The 18,019-nt window shown below is 64.5% G+C and carries 21 protein-coding genes; 14 read left to right on the top strand and 7 right to left on the bottom strand.

The window, feature by feature from the left end; genetic code table 11:
* The first annotated feature begins 44 nt into the window (after positions 1 to 44).
* From msrB to ACP146_RS02740, 9 genes are all read left to right on the top strand, one after another.
* Complete coding sequence (gene msrB, locus ACP146_RS02780; RefSeq protein ID WP_422365243.1) at positions 45 to 473, top strand: peptide-methionine (R)-S-oxide reductase MsrB; 429 nt, start codon at positions 45 to 47, stop codon at positions 471 to 473.
* Between the two features lie 197 nt (positions 474 to 670).
* Positions 671 to 1,693: a calcium/sodium antiporter gene (locus ACP146_RS02775; protein ID WP_422365242.1), complete on the top strand. Its 1,023-nt coding sequence runs from the start codon at positions 671 to 673 to the stop codon at positions 1,691 to 1,693.
* Between the two features lie 66 nt (positions 1,694 to 1,759).
* Positions 1,760 to 2,170, top strand: coding sequence for a dihydroneopterin aldolase (locus tag ACP146_RS02770; RefSeq protein WP_422365241.1), 411 nt, complete (start codon positions 1,760 to 1,762; stop codon positions 2,168 to 2,170).
* Positions 2,171 to 2,597: 427 nt separating this feature from the next.
* The gene (gene uvrC, locus ACP146_RS02765; RefSeq protein WP_422365240.1) at positions 2,598 to 4,652 is read left to right on the top strand and encodes an excinuclease ABC subunit UvrC; all 2,055 of its coding nucleotides are present in this window, start codon (positions 2,598 to 2,600) and stop codon (positions 4,650 to 4,652) included.
* A gap of 136 nt (positions 4,653 to 4,788) precedes the next feature.
* Positions 4,789 to 5,358, top strand: a complete 570-nt coding sequence (gene pgsA / locus ACP146_RS02760; RefSeq protein WP_422365239.1) for a CDP-diacylglycerol--glycerol-3-phosphate 3-phosphatidyltransferase — start codon at positions 4,789 to 4,791, stop codon at positions 5,356 to 5,358.
* A gap of 13 nt (positions 5,359 to 5,371) precedes the next feature.
* The gene (gene mobB, locus ACP146_RS02755; protein WP_422365238.1) at positions 5,372 to 5,899 is read left to right on the top strand and encodes a molybdopterin-guanine dinucleotide biosynthesis protein B; all 528 of its coding nucleotides are present in this window, start codon (positions 5,372 to 5,374) and stop codon (positions 5,897 to 5,899) included.
* Between the two features lies 1 nt (position 5,900).
* Positions 5,901 to 7,166 (top strand): gephyrin-like molybdotransferase Glp, encoded by a 1,266-nt coding sequence (gene glp / locus ACP146_RS02750; protein ID WP_422365237.1) that lies wholly within the window; start codon positions 5,901 to 5,903, stop codon positions 7,164 to 7,166.
* Between the two features lie 152 nt (positions 7,167 to 7,318).
* Positions 7,319 to 7,570 carry a molybdopterin converting factor subunit 1 gene (moaD, locus tag ACP146_RS02745; RefSeq protein WP_422365236.1) on the top strand — a complete coding sequence of 84 codons (252 nt, stop codon included), beginning with the start codon at positions 7,319 to 7,321 and terminating at the stop codon, positions 7,568 to 7,570.
* Between the two features lie 140 nt (positions 7,571 to 7,710).
* Positions 7,711 to 8,184 carry a molybdenum cofactor biosynthesis protein MoaE gene (locus ACP146_RS02740; protein WP_422369611.1) on the top strand — a complete coding sequence of 158 codons (474 nt, stop codon included), beginning with the start codon at positions 7,711 to 7,713 and terminating at the stop codon, positions 8,182 to 8,184.
* Positions 8,185 to 8,294: 110 nt separating this feature from the next.
* Here the strand turns inward: ACP146_RS02740 and ACP146_RS02735 are convergent, their stop codons facing one another.
* On the bottom strand, positions 8,295 to 8,582 hold the full coding sequence (locus ACP146_RS02735) for a GIY-YIG nuclease family protein (RefSeq protein WP_422365235.1): 288 nt from the start codon (positions 8,580 to 8,582) through the stop codon (positions 8,295 to 8,297).
* Positions 8,583 to 8,749: 167 nt separating this feature from the next.
* Complete coding sequence (locus tag ACP146_RS02730; protein ID WP_422365234.1) at positions 8,750 to 9,979, bottom strand: MFS transporter; 1,230 nt, start codon at positions 9,977 to 9,979, stop codon at positions 8,750 to 8,752.
* A gap of 87 nt (positions 9,980 to 10,066) precedes the next feature.
* Here ACP146_RS02730 and ACP146_RS02725 point away from each other — a divergent pair, with 87 nt between their 5' ends.
* Positions 10,067 to 10,495 carry an Lrp/AsnC family transcriptional regulator gene (locus tag ACP146_RS02725; RefSeq protein ID WP_422365233.1) on the top strand — a complete coding sequence of 143 codons (429 nt, stop codon included), beginning with the start codon at positions 10,067 to 10,069 and terminating at the stop codon, positions 10,493 to 10,495.
* Between the two features lie 122 nt (positions 10,496 to 10,617).
* On the opposite strand, the gene ACP146_RS02720 is transcribed toward ACP146_RS02725, so the two are convergent.
* The 3 genes from ACP146_RS02720 to ACP146_RS02710 form a co-directional block, all read right to left on the bottom strand.
* Positions 10,618 to 10,905 (bottom strand): GIY-YIG nuclease family protein, encoded by a 288-nt coding sequence (locus ACP146_RS02720; protein ID WP_422365232.1) that lies wholly within the window; start codon positions 10,903 to 10,905, stop codon positions 10,618 to 10,620.
* Between the two features lie 142 nt (positions 10,906 to 11,047).
* Entirely contained in the window at positions 11,048 to 11,548 is a 501-nt protein-coding gene (locus ACP146_RS02715) for a GreA/GreB family elongation factor (RefSeq protein WP_422365231.1), read from the bottom strand.
* A gap of 180 nt (positions 11,549 to 11,728) precedes the next feature.
* Positions 11,729 to 12,622, bottom strand: a complete 894-nt coding sequence (locus ACP146_RS02710; RefSeq protein ID WP_422365230.1) for a branched-chain amino acid aminotransferase — start codon at positions 12,620 to 12,622, stop codon at positions 11,729 to 11,731.
* Positions 12,623 to 12,890: 268 nt separating this feature from the next.
* On the opposite strand from ACP146_RS02710, the gene ACP146_RS02705 reads away from it, so the two are divergent.
* The 4 genes from ACP146_RS02705 to ACP146_RS02690 all read left to right on the top strand — a co-directional run bounded on the left by ACP146_RS02705 (position 12,891) and on the right by ACP146_RS02690 (position 16,477).
* Positions 12,891 to 13,457, top strand: a complete 567-nt coding sequence (locus tag ACP146_RS02705; RefSeq protein WP_422365229.1) for a MarR family winged helix-turn-helix transcriptional regulator — start codon at positions 12,891 to 12,893, stop codon at positions 13,455 to 13,457.
* A gap of 33 nt (positions 13,458 to 13,490) precedes the next feature.
* Complete coding sequence (locus ACP146_RS02700; RefSeq protein ID WP_422365228.1) at positions 13,491 to 14,192, top strand: response regulator; 702 nt, start codon at positions 13,491 to 13,493, stop codon at positions 14,190 to 14,192.
* The gene (locus ACP146_RS02695) at positions 14,192 to 15,562 is read left to right on the top strand and encodes an ATP-binding protein (protein ID WP_422365227.1); all 1,371 of its coding nucleotides are present in this window, start codon (positions 14,192 to 14,194) and stop codon (positions 15,560 to 15,562) included. The genes ACP146_RS02700 and ACP146_RS02695 overlap by 1 nt, the downstream gene beginning before the upstream one ends.
* Before the next feature lie 132 nt (positions 15,563 to 15,694).
* Entirely contained in the window at positions 15,695 to 16,477 is a 783-nt protein-coding gene (locus ACP146_RS02690; RefSeq protein ID WP_422365226.1) for a response regulator, read from the top strand.
* 75 nt (positions 16,478 to 16,552) lie between these two features.
* Here the strand turns inward: ACP146_RS02690 and ACP146_RS02685 are convergent, their stop codons facing one another.
* Together ACP146_RS02685 and ACP146_RS02680 are read right to left on the bottom strand one after the other, a co-directional pair.
* The gene (locus ACP146_RS02685) at positions 16,553 to 16,903 is read right to left on the bottom strand and encodes a tRNA-binding protein (RefSeq protein WP_422365225.1); all 351 of its coding nucleotides are present in this window, start codon (positions 16,901 to 16,903) and stop codon (positions 16,553 to 16,555) included.
* Between the two features lie 107 nt (positions 16,904 to 17,010).
* Positions 17,011 to 17,931, bottom strand: a complete 921-nt coding sequence (locus ACP146_RS02680; protein ID WP_422365224.1) for a LysR family transcriptional regulator — start codon at positions 17,929 to 17,931, stop codon at positions 17,011 to 17,013.
* Positions 17,932 to 18,019: the final 88 nt, after the last annotated feature.

Below are 18,019 nucleotides of genomic sequence, written 5' to 3'. Positions count from 1 at the left end.
GGGACGCCTCACATTCTTCGACAAGCCTGCGAGGAAGGTTCCCGATGACCGAAAAGCTGGAAAAAACGGGCAAAGTAGAGAAGACCGACCGGGAATGGCGGGCCCTGTTGAGCCGCGAGCAGTACTACGTCACCCGCGCGGCCGGGACCGAACGCGCCTTCAGTGGCCGCTATCACGACTGCAAAACCCCCGGCACCTATCTCTGCGTTTGCTGCGGCCAGGCCCTGTTCGACGCCGACGCCAAGTTCGATTCCGGCACCGGCTGGCCCTCCTTCACCGCGCCGGTCAGGGCCGAAGCCGTGGAAACCAGGGAGGACCGCAGCCTCTGGATGCGGCGGACCGAGGTGCTTTGCGCGCGCTGCGACGCCCACCTCGGTCATGTCTTCGACGACGGTCCGCCGCCCGGCGGGCAGCGCTACTGCATGAACTCGGCGGCCCTTTTGCTGAAAACCGCGGGAAACAAAGATTCTTGAGCCTCCGGCGGCGGGCAGAGACGGCCGCATGGCTGATAGGACTCGCCTTGCCGAAGAACTGATTGAAATAGCCGAGAACAATCGACATTTAACGGTAGCTCAGCCATTGTGCGGACCGACGCGGCGGATTCCCTGCCTTTCCCGGCCGTTGCCGCACGCCTGACCTTGATCAACCAGCCCGAGTTCCACGTCCGGATATGACAGCGATAGCGTTTTTGCAGGCCGGGGGTGGTTTGGTGCTGCTGTTCATCGGCGGCGAGGTGTTGCTGCGCGGTGCCGTCGGCCTGTCGCTGCGGTTCGGCCTCTCCCCTCTGCTCATCGGCCTGACGGTGGTCGCCTTCGCGACCTCGATGCCGGAACTGGTGGTGACCCTGACCGCCGGCCTTCAGGGTGCGACCGATATCGGTGTCGGCAACGTGGTCGGCTCCAACATCGCCAACATCCTGTTGATCCTCGGCCTCGCCGCCCTGCTCTGCCCGATCGCCAAGGAGCCCAAGCGGATCCGGCGCGATGTTGTCGCCATGGTCGCGGCGACCGCCGTGTTCGTCGCGCTGGCCTTCACGGAACGCATGGGCTTCCCCCAGGGCGTCATCATGATTGCCCTGCTGATCGCCTACCTCGTCGCCAGCTACCGTGCCGAGCTGAAGAGCGGCAACGATACAGACACCGGCATGGAGGCGATCGAGGAAGCCGGTGCCGCGCCGCGCTCTGCCTGGATCGCCTTGTTGCTGGTTGTCGGCGGCATCGTCGGCCTGGCTGCCGGCTCCGAACTTCTGGTGCGCGGCGCGCTGGTGATCGCCCGCGCCGCCGGCGTGTCGGAGACGGTCATCGGCCTGACCCTGGTGGCTTTCGGCACCTCGTTGCCGGAACTGGCCACGGCAATCGTCGCCGCGTTACGCGGGCATACCGAGGTTGCCCTGGGCAACGTCCTCGGCTCGAACATCTTCAATATCCTGTTGATTCTAGGCGCACTTTTCGTCATTACGCCGGTCACCGTCGCACCGGAAGTGCTGAGTTTCGATATCTGGATCCTGGCCGGCGCCACAATCATTGCCGTGCCGATCATGTTGATCGGCAAGCGTATCGGACGGGTTTCGGGAGCGGCCTTCGTGCTTCTCTACGTGGCCTTCATCTGGTTCCAGTTCGATCCGCACAAACAGGTCGTGGCCGCGCCGACCGCTTCCTCGATCACCGCCACGCAACTGATGGCGGCCAAGTGAACAGACCAAAGGGCAAACCGGGCGACAGCAGACAAGGTCCACCCCAACGACAGGGTTTAGCGTGACATGAGCAAAGCCCCCTCTGAAAAAAACGACGCCGCAAACAGATCCACCCTCCTGGTGCAGCGTACCGTCATCCGCGATCTGACACTTTCCTGCAGCATCGGAGTCAGCGACGAGGAACGGGCGCGCGCGCAACGCCTGCGTCTCAACATCGAACTGCTGGTCGATCCGGTTCCGCCGCTGGAAGACAACATCAACGAAGTGCTCGACTATGGCGTCCTTGCGGACGCTGTCCGGGCGCACTGCCTTGCCACCAGCTTCCGCCTTCTTGAAACCCTGGCCGAGGAATTGGCCGTGGTCTGCTTCGGCTTCAGCCGGGTGCGCGAAACCAAGATCAGGATCGAAAAGCTGGACCGCTACGCCGATATCGGTGGCATCGGCATTGAACTGGAGCGCCGGCGCGACACCGAATAGGAAGTTTTCCTCCGCGCCGACAACCCCTGGTTCTGCGTCAGCCCCTGCGCGTCGATGACGGCCTTCCGCTAAGTCCTTGCACTAGAAGCCAATCCGGCGCCGCGGGGCGCCAGTTTTACACAGGCCCCTCAGCCCCCCTCCAAACCCCCTAACAGGCTATGACAAAATTAGGGTCCCGCCGTTTACTTTATTCTTGACTTGTCTTTCATGTTTATAAATCAATAGCATAACTATGTTTGCCTAAAAAATATGCAGCTTAACAAAAATGTAGAATTCCCTAAGACGTGGCATCCGGGCGGGCAAGATAATCACAGTTTTATCCACAGCATTGGTGGATAGAATCCAGCGGCCGCCGGAAGCATTGACCCGCCGGTTGGCAGTTGTTTTCCTTTTGGCGAGAGACTCCTCCATAAGCGACTGATTCGTAATGACGAGAGCCCCTAAGCGACGCGTTGCCCCCAAGCGCCGGGCCCCCAAGCGCCGGGCCGCCGATCCCTCGGCCGGCGGCAAGCGTTCCGCCATGGGAATGGAGGAGGATCCTGCAGAACCTTATGGGGTCGAGTCCTCTGCAGGGGCCCATGCTGATGCGGGTGCCGATGCGGGCGCGGATATCTCAGACGGCGACGTCGGACAGAGCCTCGCAAAGGGCCTGGCCGTCATCGCCGAGACGGTGAAGACCTTGTCGGCCAGCCCCGGCGTCTATCGCATGTTGAACCGCAAGGGCGATGCGCTTTATGTCGGCAAGGCGCGCAACCTGAAACGCCGCGTCACCTCCTACACGCTGCTGTCCAAGATGCCGCACCGCCTGCAGCGCATGGTAGCCGAGACCGTCGCCATGGAGGTGGTGGAGACCAACACCGAGGTCGAGGCGCTGTTGCTGGAAAGCAACCTGATCAAACGCTTCATGCCGCGCTTCAACGTGCTGTTGCGCGACGACAAGTCTTTCCCTTACATCCTCCTGGCCGACGATCACGCGGTGCCGCAGATCACAAAACACCGCGGCGCCCATACCCGCGAAGGCGACTACTTCGGTCCCTTCGCCTCGGCCGGCGCGGTGAACCGGACCATCACGGCGCTGGAGCGCGCCTTCCTGCTGCGCTCCTGTTCCGATGCGGTCTACGCAAGCCGCACAAGGCCCTGCCTGATGTATCAGATCAAGCGCTGCTCGGGCCCCTGTGTCGAACGCATTTCCGCCGCCGACTATCAGGACCTGGTGCAGCAGGCACGCAGGTTCCTTACCGGCCAGTCCCAACAGGTACAGCAACAGCTTGCCTCGGCCATGGAGGCCGCATCGGAGAAGCTCGACTTCGAAACCGCCGCCGTCTACCGCGACCGCATCCGCGCCCTGGCCCACATCCAGTCGCACCAGGACATCAACATCGAGGGCGTCGACAACGCCGATGTCATCGCCGCGCATGAGGAAGGCGGGCAGATCTGCATTCAGGTGTTCTTCTTCCGGGCCGGGCGCAACTATGGCAACCGGGCCTATTTCCCGAGCCACGACAAGACCTTGGCGGTGGGCGAAGTGCTCGCCGCCTTCGTTGCGCAGTTCTATGAGAACAAGCCGGTTCCCGCCGCCATCCTGGTCAGCCATCCGCTGGAGGAGGAGAACCTGCTTGCCGAGGCGCTGTCGATCAAGGCCGAACGCAAGGTGCAGATCCTGCAGCCGCAGCGCGGTGCTAAACGTAAACTGATCGACAATGCCCTGCACAACGCCCGCGAGGCCCTGGCCCGGCGTCTGGCGGAAAGCAGCAGCCAGCGCCGCCTGCTGGAAAAACTCGGCGAGGTTTTCGGGCTGGAGGCGGTGCCCGCGCGCATCGAGATCTACGACAACAGTCACATTCAGGGCAGCGAGCCCTACGGCGGTATGGTGGTCGCCGGCCCGGAAGGCTTCACCAAGAACGCCTACCGCAAGTTCCGCATCAAGGACCCGGCCATCGTCGGCGGCGACGACTATGGGATGATGCGCGAGGTGCTGACCCGGCGCTTCAAGCGCGCCCTGAAGGAAGACCCGGAGCGCAGCGGCGGCACCTGGCCCGATCTGGTGCTGCTGGACGGTGGCCAGGGCCAGCTCAATGCGGGCCTGGAAGTCCTGGCGGACCTCGGCCTCGGCGACCTGCCGATCGCCGCCATCGCCAAGGGGCCGGACCGCGACGCCGGGCGCGAGCGCATCTTCGTCCCGGGCAAGCCGTCCTTCATGCTGCAGCCCCGCGACCCGCTGCTCTACTTCATCCAGCGCCTGCGCGACGAGGCGCACCGCTTCGCTATCGGCAGCCACCGGGCCGGGCGCTCCAAGGCGCGGCTGCGCTCGGCATTGGACGATGTGCCGGGCATCGGCGCCAAGCGCAAAAAGGCGCTGCTGCTCCACTTCGGCGCGGCCAAGGCAGTGGCCCGGGCCGGCCTCGCCGACCTCGAAGCGGTGGAGGGGATCAGCAAGACCGTTGCGCAGAAGATTTATGACCATTTCCGCCGGGAGAGCTGATCATTTGCGGCAATTGATCTTGGGCAGTGAGTAGGGCAATACGGCTGTGCTAGATTGACACGTCGTTGCAGGAATTCAGGAGCCTCCCCCTTTTCGGCCGGGCGAGGCGCCGGTTTAGGAAGGAATCCCAGGGGTCATGCTGACCAGCCTGCCCAATATCTTGACCCTTTCACGGATCGCGGCGATACCCCTGCTGCTGGTGCTGCTTTATCTCGACACGCCGCTGTTCCGCTGGCTGGCCCTGGGCGGTTATGTGCTGGCCTGCGTGACCGACTATTTCGACGGCTATCTGGCGCGCCACATGAACGAGGTCTCGCCCCTGGGCCGCTTCCTCGACCCCATCGCCGACAAGCTGCTGGTCGCCTCGCTGATCGTCATGCTGGTCGCGACCCAGCAGATCTCCGGTCTGCTCATCGTACCGGCAATCATCATCCTGGCGCGGGAGATCCTGGTCTCCGGCCTGCGCGAGTATCTGGCGGAGATCAAGATCTCGGTGCCGGTGACCGCCCTGGCGAAATGGAAGACGGCGATCCAGATGATCGCCCTGGGCTTCCTCATCGTCGGCGAGGCCGGCCCGGCGATCATTCCGGTACAGTGGATCGGCGAGGCCGGGCTCTGGGTCGCCGGCGCCCTGACCGCCATCACCGGCTACGACTATCTCTCCCGCGGCCTGAAGCACATGGTCGGCGAGAGCGGCAGTTCATGAAAGAGATGATCCAGTGAAGGTAATAGGATTGGCGGGCTGGAGCGGCAGCGGCAAGACAACTCTGGTGACCCAGTTGATCCCGGCCCTGGTGCGCCGCGGCCTCAGGGTCTCCACCATGAAGCACGCCCACCACGCCTTCGACGTCGACAAGCCGGGTAAGGATTCCTATCAGCACCGCGCCGCGGGAGCGACCGAGGTGATGATCGGTTCCGGCAAGCGCTGGGCCCTGATGCACGAACTGCGCGAGGAGGCCGAGCCCGACAGCCTCAGCCTGATGCGGCACATGACCCCGGTCGACCTGCTGATCATCGAGGGCTGGAAGAAGGAAGGCCACGAGAAGATCGAGATCCACCGCCCGGCCCACGGCAAGCCGCTGATCCAGCCCGACGATCCCAAGGTGGTCGCCGTGGCCAGCGACGAAGACCTGCCGGGCCTGCCGGTGCCGCGTCTCGACCTCAACGATATCGAGGCCGTTGCCGACTTCGTCGTCGCCCACTGTGGGCTGAGCGGGACCGAGGCAGCCCGGGAAAGCGCAGAGTAATATGGCGCAGCTCACCGACGACTGCTTCGCCCAGGGCGGCCCGCTGATGCGGGTCGAAGAAGCGCGCAGGCTGCTGGCCGAAAGCATCACCGCCGTGACAGAGCGCGAAACGGTGCCGCTGACCGAGGCTCTGGGGCGCATCCTGGCCGAGGACGTCACCTCCCCCGTCAACGTTCCCCCGGCGCCGAACTCCGCCGTCGACGGCTATGCGGTCCATCACGCCGACCTGGACCCGGCGCAGGAGACGCGCCTGCCCATCACCGGACGAATCACCGCCGGGCAGCGGGACTTGCCCGATGCGCCGCGCGGCAGCGCCATCCGTATCTTCACCGGCGCAAGACTGCCGGCCGGAGAAAATGGGGGCCCGGACACGGTGATGATGCAGGAAGACTGCACCGTCGAGGGCAATACGGTTGTGATCCGTCCGGGCATCAAGAAGGGGTCCAACGCGCGCAAGGCCGGGGAGGATGTCGAACAGGGCAGCGTCGTGCTGCACGAGGGGCAGCGATTGCGCGCCCAGGACGTCGGCCAGGCCGCCGCCGTCGGACGGCAGGAAGTCAAGGTCTCGCAGCGCCTGCGGGTCGCGCTCTTTTCCACCGGCGACGAGCTGCGCGAACCCGGCGCCGCGCTGGAGGCCGGCGCGATCTACGATTCCAACCGCTACACCATCCACGCGCTGCTGAGCGGCCTCGGCTGCCGGGTCGACGATCTGGGCATCCTGCCCGACCGGCTGGACGCCGTGCGGGCAGCACTGGGCGCGGCCGAAGGCAAACACGATCTCATCGTCACCTCCGGCGGCGTCTCCGTCGGGGAAGAAGACCACGTAAAGACGGCGGTTGAAGCGCTGGGCAAGCTGCACCTCTGGCGGCTGGCGGTGAAGCCGGGCCGTCCCATCGCCCTGGGCCAGGTCGGGCGGGTGCCCTTCGTCGGCCTGCCCGGCAACCCGGTCGCGGTGGTGGTCACCTTTCTCAACGTCGTGCGCCCGGTGATCCTGCGCATGATGGGCGGCGACGACACGCCGCCCCATACCTTCCGGGTCAGGGCCGGTTTCGACCACAAGAAAAAGATCGACCGCCGCGAGTGGGTCCGCGCCCGGCTGGTGGAGGGTGCCTCGGGCCTGACGGCGGAGAAATTCGCCCGCGACGGCGCCGGCATCCTGTCGTCCCTGGTCGCCGCCGACGGCCTGGTCGAACTGCCCGAGGACTTGACCCGCCTGGAGGCCGGCGCGATGGTGGATTTCCTGCCCTTCAGCGAAGTGACCCAGTGACCTATTATTAGGTCGACCTATATGTAGTGGGGCGTCCCATGCTTCGAGACGCTTCGCTCCTCAGCATGAGGTCGGAGCATAGGGAAAAGACCTCACCCTGAGGAGGGCCGCAGGCCCGTCTCGAAGGGTGACGCCAGAGGAAGAAGACCGACGTGAAGCTGCTGTATTTCGCCTGGTTGAAGACCAAGACCGGCCTCTCGGAGGAAGACGTGAGTCCGCCGGCGGACGTCGCGACGGTGGGCGAACTGCTGACCTGGCTGGAAGGCCGTGGGCCGGAGTTCGCCGACGCGCTTTCCGACCGCAAGGCCATCCGCGTTGCGGTGAACCAGTCCTTCGCCAAGAACAGCGACCCCGTCGGCCCCAACGACGAGGTCGCCCTCTTCCCGCCGGTAACGGGGGGATAGATCTTGCTCTCGCTTCGCTCGATGTTCGGCACCGGCCCGCTCCCCCTCCCGACCACCCATAGGATACTGGCCCAGAAAACTTGGGCGGGTGGCCGGGAGGGGGAGCGGGCTGGAACCGCCTTCCCCGCAAGGGAGAAAGAATCATGATCAAAGTCCAGGCGGAAGACTTTAACGTTGGCGCAGAACTGGCTGCTTTGACCAGCGGCAACACCGCCATCGGCGGGCTCGCCGTCTTCGTCGGGCTGGTCCGCGATATGGCCGGGGGCTCGGGGATCAGCGCCATGACCCTGGAACACTACCCGGCCATGACCGAGAAGATGCTGGCCGAAATCGAGGCCGAAGCACAGACGCGCTGGCCGCTGGAAGCGAGCCTCATCATCCACCGCTACGGACGGCTCGAACCCGGCGACCAGATCGTCCTGGTCGCTGCCGCCTCGGCCCACCGCGAGGCCGCCTTCGAGGCCTGTCAGTTCCTCATGGACTGGTTGAAAACCAAGGCCCCCTTCTGGAAACTGGAAGAAACCGATCAGGGCGCCCAGTGGGTCGATGCCCGTTCAAGCGACGACGCCGCAGCGGCGCGATGGGTGAAGCAGGACCCGGACGCGGCGGAGTAACCGCAACGATCGGGGTAATGCACAACTACTCAGGTTGAGGCCTACATTCTTTCCTCATCCTGAGGAGGGCCGAAGGCCCGTCTCGAAGGATGATGCAACCGCGCGAACCTTTAGCGCTGCCGACGCGACGCGAGGTCCGCCAACGCACTAAGATCTCCCCGGATCAACGCCTCTTTCTTTTCCCGCCGCCAACCCTTGACGCGGCGTTCCATGGCGATGGCATCGGTGATCTGCTCGAAGTCTTGCGACCACACAAGAACAACGGGCCCGCGAGATCGCGTGTAACCGCCCAGCAATCCGCTGTTGTGTTCGGCGACCCGCTCCTCCAACGACTTGCGCGTCGAACCGACGTAGTAACTGCTGTCGGCACAGCGCAGCATATAGACGAAGACGGTCACGCGAACCTCAAAGGGCGTAAACGGCGTCCCACCCTTCGAGACGCTTGCTTCGCAAGCTCCTCAGGGTGAGGTGGTTACTTTATTCTGAACCAGCGAGAAGCCGAAGGGTCATCTTCCCACCTCATGCTGAGGAGGCCGCGCAGCGGCCGTCTCAAAGCATGAAGCCGCTAACCGCGACCTCGTCCCATCATCAACCCCGCCGCCAGCACCAGCCAAGCACCGGCCACCACCGCCAGCACGGTGAAGCCGAAGTCGGCGTAGACCAGGCCCATGGCGGCGCCGGCGAGGAAGTGGGCGATGTAGGTGACGCTGCTGTAGAGGCCCATGACGGCGCCGCGGGTCGCTTCGGGCCCGCCGGACAGCAGCGAGACGATGACGTTGAGGCCGAGGTGGTTGAGGACGCCCCAGGGCAGCGACAACAGCACGATGGCGAGCGGTCCGGCACCAGCGGCCCATGGCATGGCCAGATAGATTCCCCCGATCAGCAGGAACACCGGGGCGGCGAGACGCCGGGGGCCGAGACGATCGAGCAGACCGTCGAAGACCACCGCCGCGCCGAAGCCGAGACCGTAGCCGAGAGCGATGAACCCGCCGAGACCGGCGCCCGCGTCGTGCAGCCCGCGCAGATGATCGCTGAGGAAGGTATAGGTGCCGTAGAAGGCGATCATGTAAGCGAGAGTCACGAGCAACAGGCGGATCACGCCGGGCTGGGTCAGGGCTTCCCGATAGGACACCACGGCGGCGGGTTGCCTGTCGCTGCGTCCCGGCAGCGTGAGAAAGGTGAAGGCGGAAAGCGCCGCCAGCCCGGCCATGATGGCGAAGACGCCGCGCCAGCCGAAGGATTCTGAAAGGAAGGCCGCCAAGGGCACCCCCAGCACCAGGGCGATAGACCAGCCGGTGATGACCCGGCCGACGGCGCGGGCGCGCAGGCTCGGCGGCGAGAGGTCGGCGGCCAGGGCATAGACCGAGGGCAGAATGACACCGGCGGCGAGGCCGCAGACCCCGAGGGCGGCCGCCAGCATCCACCAGTCCGCGGCGAAGGAGGCGGCGACGAGCGCGGCGGCCAGCACCAGCATAGCCAGCAGCGCCGTCAGCCGCCGCGGCCAGAGATCGAGGCGCGGCGCCGCAGCCAGCGCGGCCAGCGCCACCCCGGCGCCGTAGACGCCGTGGGCGCGGCCGATGACTTCCGGGCCGACCCCCAGGTCGCGGGCCATGTCGGTCAACAGCGGCGCCACCATCAGGGCCTGCACCCCGACCACGGCGATGCCGAGCATCAGGCAGCCCAGGTGGCGGCTCTGCGCGCCCGTAAAGCGTGGTGCTGTGCCGCCCGCCGCCGCTTCCGCCATGCCTCGCTCCGCCGTCTTTCTGTGGAAGATGACCCATAGATAGCCGAACATCGTTCAGCTCAAAGCGGAATCGGGCCGCATTCGAAAAATACGAATGGCGTTAATCGCCGAACCTGATACGGTGGCGTCATGGACCCGATGGACCGAAAACTGTTAGGCCTGCTGGCCGAGGACGCGACCCTTTCCTACAAGGAACTGGGCGAGCAACTACACCTCTCCGCCCCCGCCGTGCATGAGCGGGTGAAGAAGCTGAAAAAGGCCGGAGCCATCACCGGCACCGTCGCGCGGCTCGACGGCGCGGCGGTGGGCCGCCCCCTTTGCGCCTTCATCCACATGGATACCGAGGGCTGGGGCAAGTCGCCGGAGCTGCTGTCGATCCAGGAGGACTCCCGCATCGAGGAGATCCACGCCGTCGCCGGCGACACCTGCGTGATCCTGAAAGTCCGCTGCGAGAGCACCAAGGCGCTGGAGGACATCCTCCACCGCCTCTACCAAGTACCCGGCATGATCCGCACCCAGTCCTACATCGTGCTCAACACTTATTTAGAACGAGGGCCGGGGGTTTAGGGCGACTGGCACCTCACCTATGACGCGCTTGCGGGATCAGCCGTCATGGTGTGTTTCAGACAGAATCCTCATCCTGAGGAGCCTCGAAGGGGCGTCTCGAAGGATGGGCGGCGCGCAGGAACCTAGTGTTTCTTTCGCTCGGCGAGCGCCGGAAGAACGTCGAGTTCTCCTCGGATCAGCGCCTCCTTCTTTTCCCGCCGCCAGCCCTTGACTCGCCGTTCCATGGCGATCGCATCAGTGATCCGGTCGAAGTTCTGCGACCACATCAGAACAACGGGGCGGCGCGACCGCGTGTAGCCGCCAAGCAGCCCGCTATTGTGTTCTGCGATCCGGTCCTCAAGAAACTTGCGGGTTGAGCCCACATAGCAACTGGCGTCAGCACAGCGCAAGATGTAGACGAAGGCAGCCATTCTGATCCCAACGAGTTCAGGCAACTTCCCACCCTTCAAGACGCTTGCTCTGCAAGCTCCTCAGGGTGAGGTCTTGATTCTATCTTGCCTCAACAGAAGGGCGGAGAGATGTCTTGTGGAACAGACGGCACGTTCAAAGGCTCTATCCCCCATACTCAATCGCCACCACCTCCAGTTCCTGATCGCCGGCCGGACGTTTCCAGGTGATGAGGTCGCCGACGGCGGCGCCGTCGAGGGCGCGGGCGAGCGGAGAGACGTAGGAGACCTTGCCGTGCTGGGGGTCGGCTTCGTCCTCGCCGACGATCTGGTAGTCGTGGCGTGCGCCTTCCGCGTCCTCCACCGTGACCACGGCGCCGAAGGCAACACTGTCGCGCGGCTGTTCGGAAAGATCGACCGGGATAGCGCTGCGCAGGCGTTCCTCCCAATAGCGCACTTCCTGTTCGACCCGCGGCAGGTGGGACTGGGCGGCAAGCTCGGTGTCATGCTCTTTCAGTTTCGCGCGCTCGGCCTCGTAGACACCCAGCTTGTCGCGCAGCATCTGAAGGCCGGCAGGCGTTACCAGATTTGGGTGTTCGGAGACCGGCAGGTCGACCCGTTCCTCCGGCGCACCGGCGTCGTCCTCTTTCACAAAGGCGCGGGACATCTGCATTCTCCTTTCCAAAAAAAGAAAACCGGGCGGCCCCTTCTCGGTGCCGCCCGGTTGTTTTGTTGTCGTTCGGCACCGGCCCGCTCCCCCTCCCGGCCACCCAGCACCAGTATCCTATGGGTGGCCGGGAGGGGGAGCGGGCTGGAACCGCCGCGACGTCAGTCGCGAAAAAGCATACTACGCCACCTTGGCCACCGCGTGCTCGCGCACCAGGGCGTCGTAATCGGTCATCAGGTTACGGGTGATCTCGCCCGGGGTGAAGTGCTTGCCTTCGATCTCGGAGACCGGGGTCACCTCCACCGCGGTGCCGGTGATGAAGACCTCCTGGGTGCGGTCCAGTTCCTCGGGCATCAATACCCGCTCGATCACCTCGTAGCCGCGCCGCTTGGCGAGGTCGATGACGGTGCGCCGGGTGATGCCGTCCAGGAAGCAGTCGGGGATCGGCGTATGGATCTTGCCGTCCTGCACCAGGAAGACGTTGGCGCCGGTCGCCTCGGCGATCTGCCCGCGGTAGTCCAGCATCAACGCATCGGCATAGCCCTTGGCCTCGGCAGCGTGCTTGGACATGGTGCAGATCATGTAGAGGCCGGCGGCCTTGGACTTGCAGGGCGCGGTCTCCGGCGAGGGCCGGCGCCAGTCGGCCCAGGCCATGCGGATGCCCTTCAGCCTTGCCTCCGGCGTGAAGTAGGCCGGCCACTGCCAGGCGGCGACGGCGACGTGGATCTTTGTATGCTGGGCGGAGACCGCCATCATCTCGCTGCCGCGCCAGGCGACCGGGCGCAGATAGCCGTCCATGATGCCGTTGGCTTCCAGCACCGCCACGGCGGCTGCGTCGATCTCTTCACGGCTGTAAGGAATGTCGAAGCCCAGCAGCTTGCCGGAATCCAGCAGGCGCTGATGGTGCTCTTCCATCTTGAAGACCTGCCCGGCGTAGGAGCGCTCGCCCTCGAAGACGCAGCTTCCGTAGTGCAGGCCGTGGCTGAGGACATGCAGTTTCGCGTCCCGCCAAGGCAGCAGTTCGCCGTTGTACCAGATGACGCCGTCACGGTCGTCGAAGGGAAGTATGGACATCGCTCGTTTCGTCCCTAAAACCTTGTTAGTTTCCGTTCCCGGGCAAGTGCGGCGGCAGGATCAAAAACGATCCGGCGCCGCGCCACCCGGCGTGTATCCCCAAAACCCCAAACGTTGCTATGGTCCGGGCGCTGTTACCGATCCGCCTCGAAAAAATCAGTCAGCAATGCTAACCGTTTAGAGTTTTTATTCAACAAATAGTCTCAATTTGATACTTTTTATCAAATCCAGTGAATCAGATGTAACAAGATTAGGCAGATATGTCAACATGGCTGACGTAAAAGGCGGACCCAACCCCCTCTTCCTGCGCGAGGAGGAGCTGCGCCAGGCGATGGAGCTGCTGTTTTTCGGCTACCGGGATTTCACCAGAGAGCCGGATCAGATCCTGGCGGACTACGGCTTCGGGCGCGCCCACCACCGGGTGATCTACTTCGTCGGGCGCCATCCGGCGATCACGGTCTCGGATCTGCTGGGCATCCTGCGCATTACCAAACAGTCGCTGTCGCGGGTGCTGGGCCAGTTGGTGCGCGAGGGTTTCATCACCCAGCGGCCGGGCCTGCGCGACCGGCGGCAAAGGCTGCTGGAGCTGACCGACAAGGGCCGCGAACTGGAAGCCAAGCTGAGCGAGCGCCAGCGCGTGCGCATCGCCAAGGCTTACCGCAAGGCCGGCGCCGAGGCGGTGGAGGGGTTCCGCACCGTGCTGACCAACATCATCGACGAACCGGACCGCGGCCGCTTCGAACGCCCGGAAGCCCTGAACCCTTCCTCCTCCGGCCCCTCAAGCGGCAAGCCGGAGGCCAAAACGCCGCCCGCCAAGTCCCTGGCCCGGCGCTAGTCGGGCGGAGAGCCGCGGTTTATACTCCCGCCCATGAGCGACCCCGCTGTGCTGGAAGAGCCGTCCCATATTCTTGTCGTCGATGACGACACGCGGCTGCGCGACCTGCTGCAGCGCTACCTCAGCGACCAGGGGTTTCGGGTCACGACAGCAGTCGACGCCGCCGATGCCCGGGCCAAGCTCGCTTCGCTCGCCTTCGATCTCCTGGTGCTCGACATCATGATGCCCGGCGAAAGCGGCCTGGAGCTGACCCAGACCCTGCGGCGCGAAAGCGCAGTGCCGATCCTGCTGCTGACGGCCATGAATGAAACCGAAGACCGCATCGCCGGCTTCGAGAGCGGCGCCGACGACTACCTGCCCAAGCCCTTTGAGCCGCGCGAACTGGTGCTGCGCATCAACGCGGTGCTGCGGCGCATCCCCGTGGCGGAGGCCAAGGCCGGCAACTGCGTCAGCTTCGGCGACTTTTCCTTCGACCTCGACCGCGAGGAACTGACCCGCGCCGGCGTCTTTATCCGCCTGACCTCGGCGGAGACGCTGTTGCTGAAATCCCTCGCCCGGCGGGCCGGCGAGCCCATCGCCCGGCAGGACCTCTCGGAGGAAAGCCAGGTCAGCGGCAACACGCGGACCATCGACGTTCAAGTCACCCGCCTCAGGCGCAAGATCGAGGCCGATCCGAAGTTTCCCCGCTATCTGCAGACCGTGCGGGGCACCGGCTACGTGCTGATGACGGATTGATGAAGAGCGCGACCAGCGAACGGCCGGCGGTCAATCCGCTCTACCCCCAGGGCGGCCCGGGCCCGATCCGCCGCTTCCTGCCGCGTTCCCTGCTCGGGCGCGCGGTACTGATCATCATCACGCCGCTGATCCTGCTGCAGGTCATCTCGACCTGGATCTTCTTCGACCGGCACTACGACACCATCACCAAGCGTCTGGCCCAGGGTCTGGCCGGCGATGTCGCCGCGGTGGTCACCCTGATCGGCCGCAGCCAGGACGACGCCGAACTGATCCGCATCTTCAGCCTGGCCAAGAGCACCATGCAGCTTGAGCTGTCGATCAGCGAGGGTGCGGAGCTCCTCGTGCCAGACCAGATTCCGCTGCGCGGTCTGGTCGACAGCCGCCTGCGGGCGGCGCTGGAGGAAAAACTGCCGGCTCCCTTCGCCGTCGATACCCGCAGTCTGGACGAGCGTGTCGAGATCCTGGTGCAGTTGAATCAGGGCGTGCTGCGGGTGCTGGTAACGGATGAGCGGCTGTTTTCCTCCACCACCTACATCTTCATCGTCTGGACCATCGGCAGCTCCATCGTGTTGTTCGGTGTCGCCGTCATCTTCATGCGCAATCAGGTAAAGCCGATCCGCCGTCTGGCCACAGCCGCAGAGGGCTTCGGCAAGGGGCGCGAGGTCGCCTCTTTCAAACCGGAGGGCGCCACCGAAGTGCGCCAAGCGGCCGTCGCCTTCATCAACATGCGCAACCGCCTGAACCGCCAGGTCCAGCAGCGGACCGAAATGCTGGCCGGGGTGAGCCATGACCTGCGCACGCCGCTGACCCGCATGAAGCTGCAGCTCGAAATGCTGAAGGACACGCCGGAGGTCGAATACCTGCAGTCCGACGTGGTCGAGATGGAGCATATGGTCGAGGGTTATCTGGCCTTCGCCCGCGGCGAGGGCAAAGAGACGCCGGTGGCGACCAACCTCTGCGATCTGCTGCGGGAGGTGGTCAGCCAGATGACCCGGGACGGCGGCAGCGTCGACCTGCATCTGGAGCAGGACATCTCCCTGCCGCTGCGGCGCGAGGCCATGCGCCGCTGCCTGACCAACCTGATCGGCAATGCCCAGCGCTACGGCCAACAGGTCGCGGTCCGCGCCGGCCGCCGCAAGAACCTGATCGAAGTTACCGTTGACGACGACGGCCCCGGCATTCCGCCGGAACGCTACGAAGACGTCTTCAAACCGTTCTTCCGGCTGGAGCAGTCGCGCAATCCGGCCACCGGCGGGGTCGGCCTGGGGCTGACCATCGCCCGCGACGTGGCCCGCAGCCACGGCGGCGATCTGGTGCTGGAGGCGGCGCCCGGCGGTGGCCTCAGAGCCAGGGTCTGGCTGCCCGCTTAAGGCATCCTGAGCGCCGATCCGTCACTTCGGACGAAGCCATACAACCTTAGCGACAAGTGCCGTTTAGACTGCTTTAACGGTTATTTCTCTATGCTCCGGCCCCGAATAAACGGTTTCCGACGGAGAGTTGTAATGGCTGGTTCGAACGCGCTGATTTCTGAGGAAGAAGTCGACTCGCAAATTGAGAGCGAAGCCCTGGATGAAGCGCGGGAGTTGGTGTCCAGCCTGGAACTGCGGGTTCAGCAGGTGAAGACCGGCGTGCTTGATGCCAAGGAAGCGGCAAAAAGTCTGGCGATGGATTCCGCGAACCTGCGTCTGAAAGCCCGGTCCGTAAACCTGACCGGCTTCGGGCCGCTGACCCACTCCCTTGACGAATACCTGAGCGAGATCGAAGCGGTTGAAGAACGCCATATCGCCGACCTGGTTACCTTCGCCGACAAGATCAGCAGCCTGCTCGACGGCGAGTCGGTGAGCGTCGAAGAGGTTTCCGCCGTCCTGCGCGAGTTGCCGCAGCAGAGCTCCTTCAACGTCGAAGACGTGGTGGTAACCGACAAGTCGGTGACCGTGATCATCCCGCAGCGCACCGCCGCCAAGGTCGTCGGCCGCGAGCTGGCCGCCTGCGGCTATCGTGTCTCCAACGTCACCAACCCGATCGAAGCACTCGAACTGATCCTGGAAACCAAACCGGACTTCGTCATTACCTCTCAGATCATGCCGCGTCTCAGCGGCGTCGATCTGGCCTGCGCGCTTTCAGCCATGCCGGCGACAAAGAGCATTCCCATCGCCCTTCTGACGAGCCTGGACCCCGATCATCCGGACCTGAAAGCGCTGCCGATGAACGTCGGCCTGATCCGCCGCGGCGCGCAGTTCGGCGACGACCTCGCCGACGTGCTGCAACGCTTCAACATCACCTGACGTTCAGCGCAAACCCGAAACAAGGCGGCGGCTTCCGACCCGGGGGCCGCCGCTTCTCTTTTTGCCGAAACGACTTCAGTAAAGCCGTCCGCCTTTGGGCACCGGCTTGTCGGCGGTGACCAGCACCACCTCGCCGCTTTCGTCGGGAAAACCCAGCACCAGAATCTCGGACATGAACTTGCCGATCTGCCGGGGTGGAAAGTTCACCACCGCCGCCACCTGCTTGCCGACCAGTTCATCGACGGCATAGTGGACGGTGATCTGGGCCGAAGACTTCTTCACCCCCAGATCGTCGCCGAAATCCACCCAGAGTTTGATCGCCGGGCGCCGCGCCTCGGGAAACGGCTGCGCATCGACAATGGTGCCGATCCGCACATCGACCTTCAGGAAGTCGTCGAAAGAGATTTCAGGACTGTCGTTCATCATTCGCTCCGCTGGCTTGTTGAGACCCGCCAGGTTGAATTTGCCCAAGTTCAATACGGCGGCGCGACGCTATCACCGGCAGCGTGGCATCAGCAAGCAGCCAACCGGTCTCATATCTCCCAGGGCGGATTGGGGCGCCAGCGCGCGGCGAGAAAGTCGACGAAACTGCGTACCTTGGGCGCGCCGCGGCGGTTTGCCAGGAAAACAGCATGGATACCGGCTTCCCCAGCGCCCGGGTTGGCCTGCCAAGCCGTCAACAGGGGTTGGAGGCGGCCGGCCTTCAGATGATCCCCGACCAGCCAGGTCGGCATCAACACCACGCCGCAACCAGCAAGCGCCAGTTCGACAAGGCTCTCGGAACTGTTGGCGCGTAACGGCCCCGTAACGGCGACCTCGGCAACATCGCCGGCGCCGTCGGTTCCGGCGAAACGCCAAGGACTGCGGCCTGGGGCGTAGGCAAAGGTCAGACAGGCGTGATCGGCCAGTTCCTGAGGCACCTGGGGCGCCCCGGCGCGCGCCAGGTAGGCGGAACTGGCGCAGACCACGCGGCGATGGCCAGCCAGCTTGCGGGCAACCAGCGACGACGGCTCCAGGGCACCGATACGGATGGCAATGTCGACATTTTCTTCGGCCAGATTGGTCAGCCCATCTGTGAACAGAAGATCCAGTTGAACCTCCGGCGCCAGACGAAGGTAGTCCGCGAGGATGGGGGCAAGGTGAAGGCGCCCAAAGGCCAGGGGCGCCGAGATACGCAAAAGCCCGCGCAGGGCGCCCGCACCCGCGACCGAAAGATCCGCCTCCTCCAGATCGCTCAGAAGCCGCACCGCCCTTTCAAAATAGCCCCGGCCCGGATCGGTCAAGGTCACACTGCGGGTGGAGCGGTTCAGCAGCTTTGCCGCCAAGCCGTCCTCCAGGGCATCGACCTGACGGGTCACCGACGAGGTGGCCAGCCCGAGACGACGGGCCGCCGGGGCGAAACCGCCGGCCTCGACCACTGCAACGAAGGCTCTGAGGGAAGCGAATCTGTCCATCGCCTCATCTTTGCATAAAACGCAAAGATGCTAACTATATTTGCAATATTATACTTACTTTGATGGTGACCGATATCCAGGATCTTCG

Origin of the sequence: Pelagibius sp. (assembly GCF_965249265.1) — a bacterium.
Classification (GTDB): domain Bacteria; phylum Pseudomonadota; class Alphaproteobacteria; order Kiloniellales; family Kiloniellaceae; genus Pelagibius.
The sequence above is the reverse complement of the archived record's forward strand: the minus strand, read 5'-3'. Positions and strand labels throughout refer to the sequence as shown.

What these genes read in the sequence shown, in the direction of transcription:
- ACP146_RS02715 (WP_422365231.1), bottom strand. Translation starts at nt 11,548, where the DNA reads ATGTCCCGCGCCTTTGTGAAAGAGGACGACGCCGGTGCGCCGGAGGAA.
- ACP146_RS02770 (WP_422365241.1), top strand. Translation starts at nt 1,760, where the DNA reads ATGAGCAAAGCCCCCTCTGAAAAAAACGACGCCGCAAACAGATCCACC.
- ACP146_RS02700 (WP_422365228.1), top strand. Translation starts at nt 13,491, where the DNA reads ATGAGCGACCCCGCTGTGCTGGAAGAGCCGTCCCATATTCTTGTCGTC.
- ACP146_RS02680 (WP_422365224.1), bottom strand. Translation starts at nt 17,931, where the DNA reads ATGGACAGATTCGCTTCCCTCAGAGCCTTCGTTGCAGTGGTCGAGGCC.
- ACP146_RS02690 (WP_422365226.1), top strand. Translation starts at nt 15,695, where the DNA reads ATGGCTGGTTCGAACGCGCTGATTTCTGAGGAAGAAGTCGACTCGCAA.
- uvrC (WP_422365240.1), top strand. Translation starts at nt 2,598, where the DNA reads ATGACGAGAGCCCCTAAGCGACGCGTTGCCCCCAAGCGCCGGGCCCCC.
- msrB (WP_422365243.1), top strand. Translation starts at nt 45, where the DNA reads ATGACCGAAAAGCTGGAAAAAACGGGCAAAGTAGAGAAGACCGACCGG.
- ACP146_RS02775 (WP_422365242.1), top strand. Translation starts at nt 671, where the DNA reads ATGACAGCGATAGCGTTTTTGCAGGCCGGGGGTGGTTTGGTGCTGCTG.
- ACP146_RS02720 (WP_422365232.1), bottom strand. Translation starts at nt 10,905, where the DNA reads ATGGCTGCCTTCGTCTACATCTTGCGCTGTGCTGACGCCAGTTGCTAT.
- ACP146_RS02710 (WP_422365230.1), bottom strand. Translation starts at nt 12,622, where the DNA reads ATGTCCATACTTCCCTTCGACGACCGTGACGGCGTCATCTGGTACAAC.
- ACP146_RS02705 (WP_422365229.1), top strand. Translation starts at nt 12,891, where the DNA reads ATGGCTGACGTAAAAGGCGGACCCAACCCCCTCTTCCTGCGCGAGGAG.
- pgsA (WP_422365239.1), top strand. Translation starts at nt 4,789, where the DNA reads ATGCTGACCAGCCTGCCCAATATCTTGACCCTTTCACGGATCGCGGCG.
- ACP146_RS02695 (WP_422365227.1), top strand. Translation starts at nt 14,192, where the DNA reads ATGAAGAGCGCGACCAGCGAACGGCCGGCGGTCAATCCGCTCTACCCC.
- ACP146_RS02685 (WP_422365225.1), bottom strand. Translation starts at nt 16,903, where the DNA reads ATGATGAACGACAGTCCTGAAATCTCTTTCGACGACTTCCTGAAGGTC.
- ACP146_RS02725 (WP_422365233.1), top strand. Translation starts at nt 10,067, where the DNA reads ATGGACCGAAAACTGTTAGGCCTGCTGGCCGAGGACGCGACCCTTTCC.
- ACP146_RS02730 (WP_422365234.1), bottom strand. Translation starts at nt 9,979, where the DNA reads ATGTTCGGCTATCTATGGGTCATCTTCCACAGAAAGACGGCGGAGCGA.
- glp (WP_422365237.1), top strand. Translation starts at nt 5,901, where the DNA reads ATGGCGCAGCTCACCGACGACTGCTTCGCCCAGGGCGGCCCGCTGATG.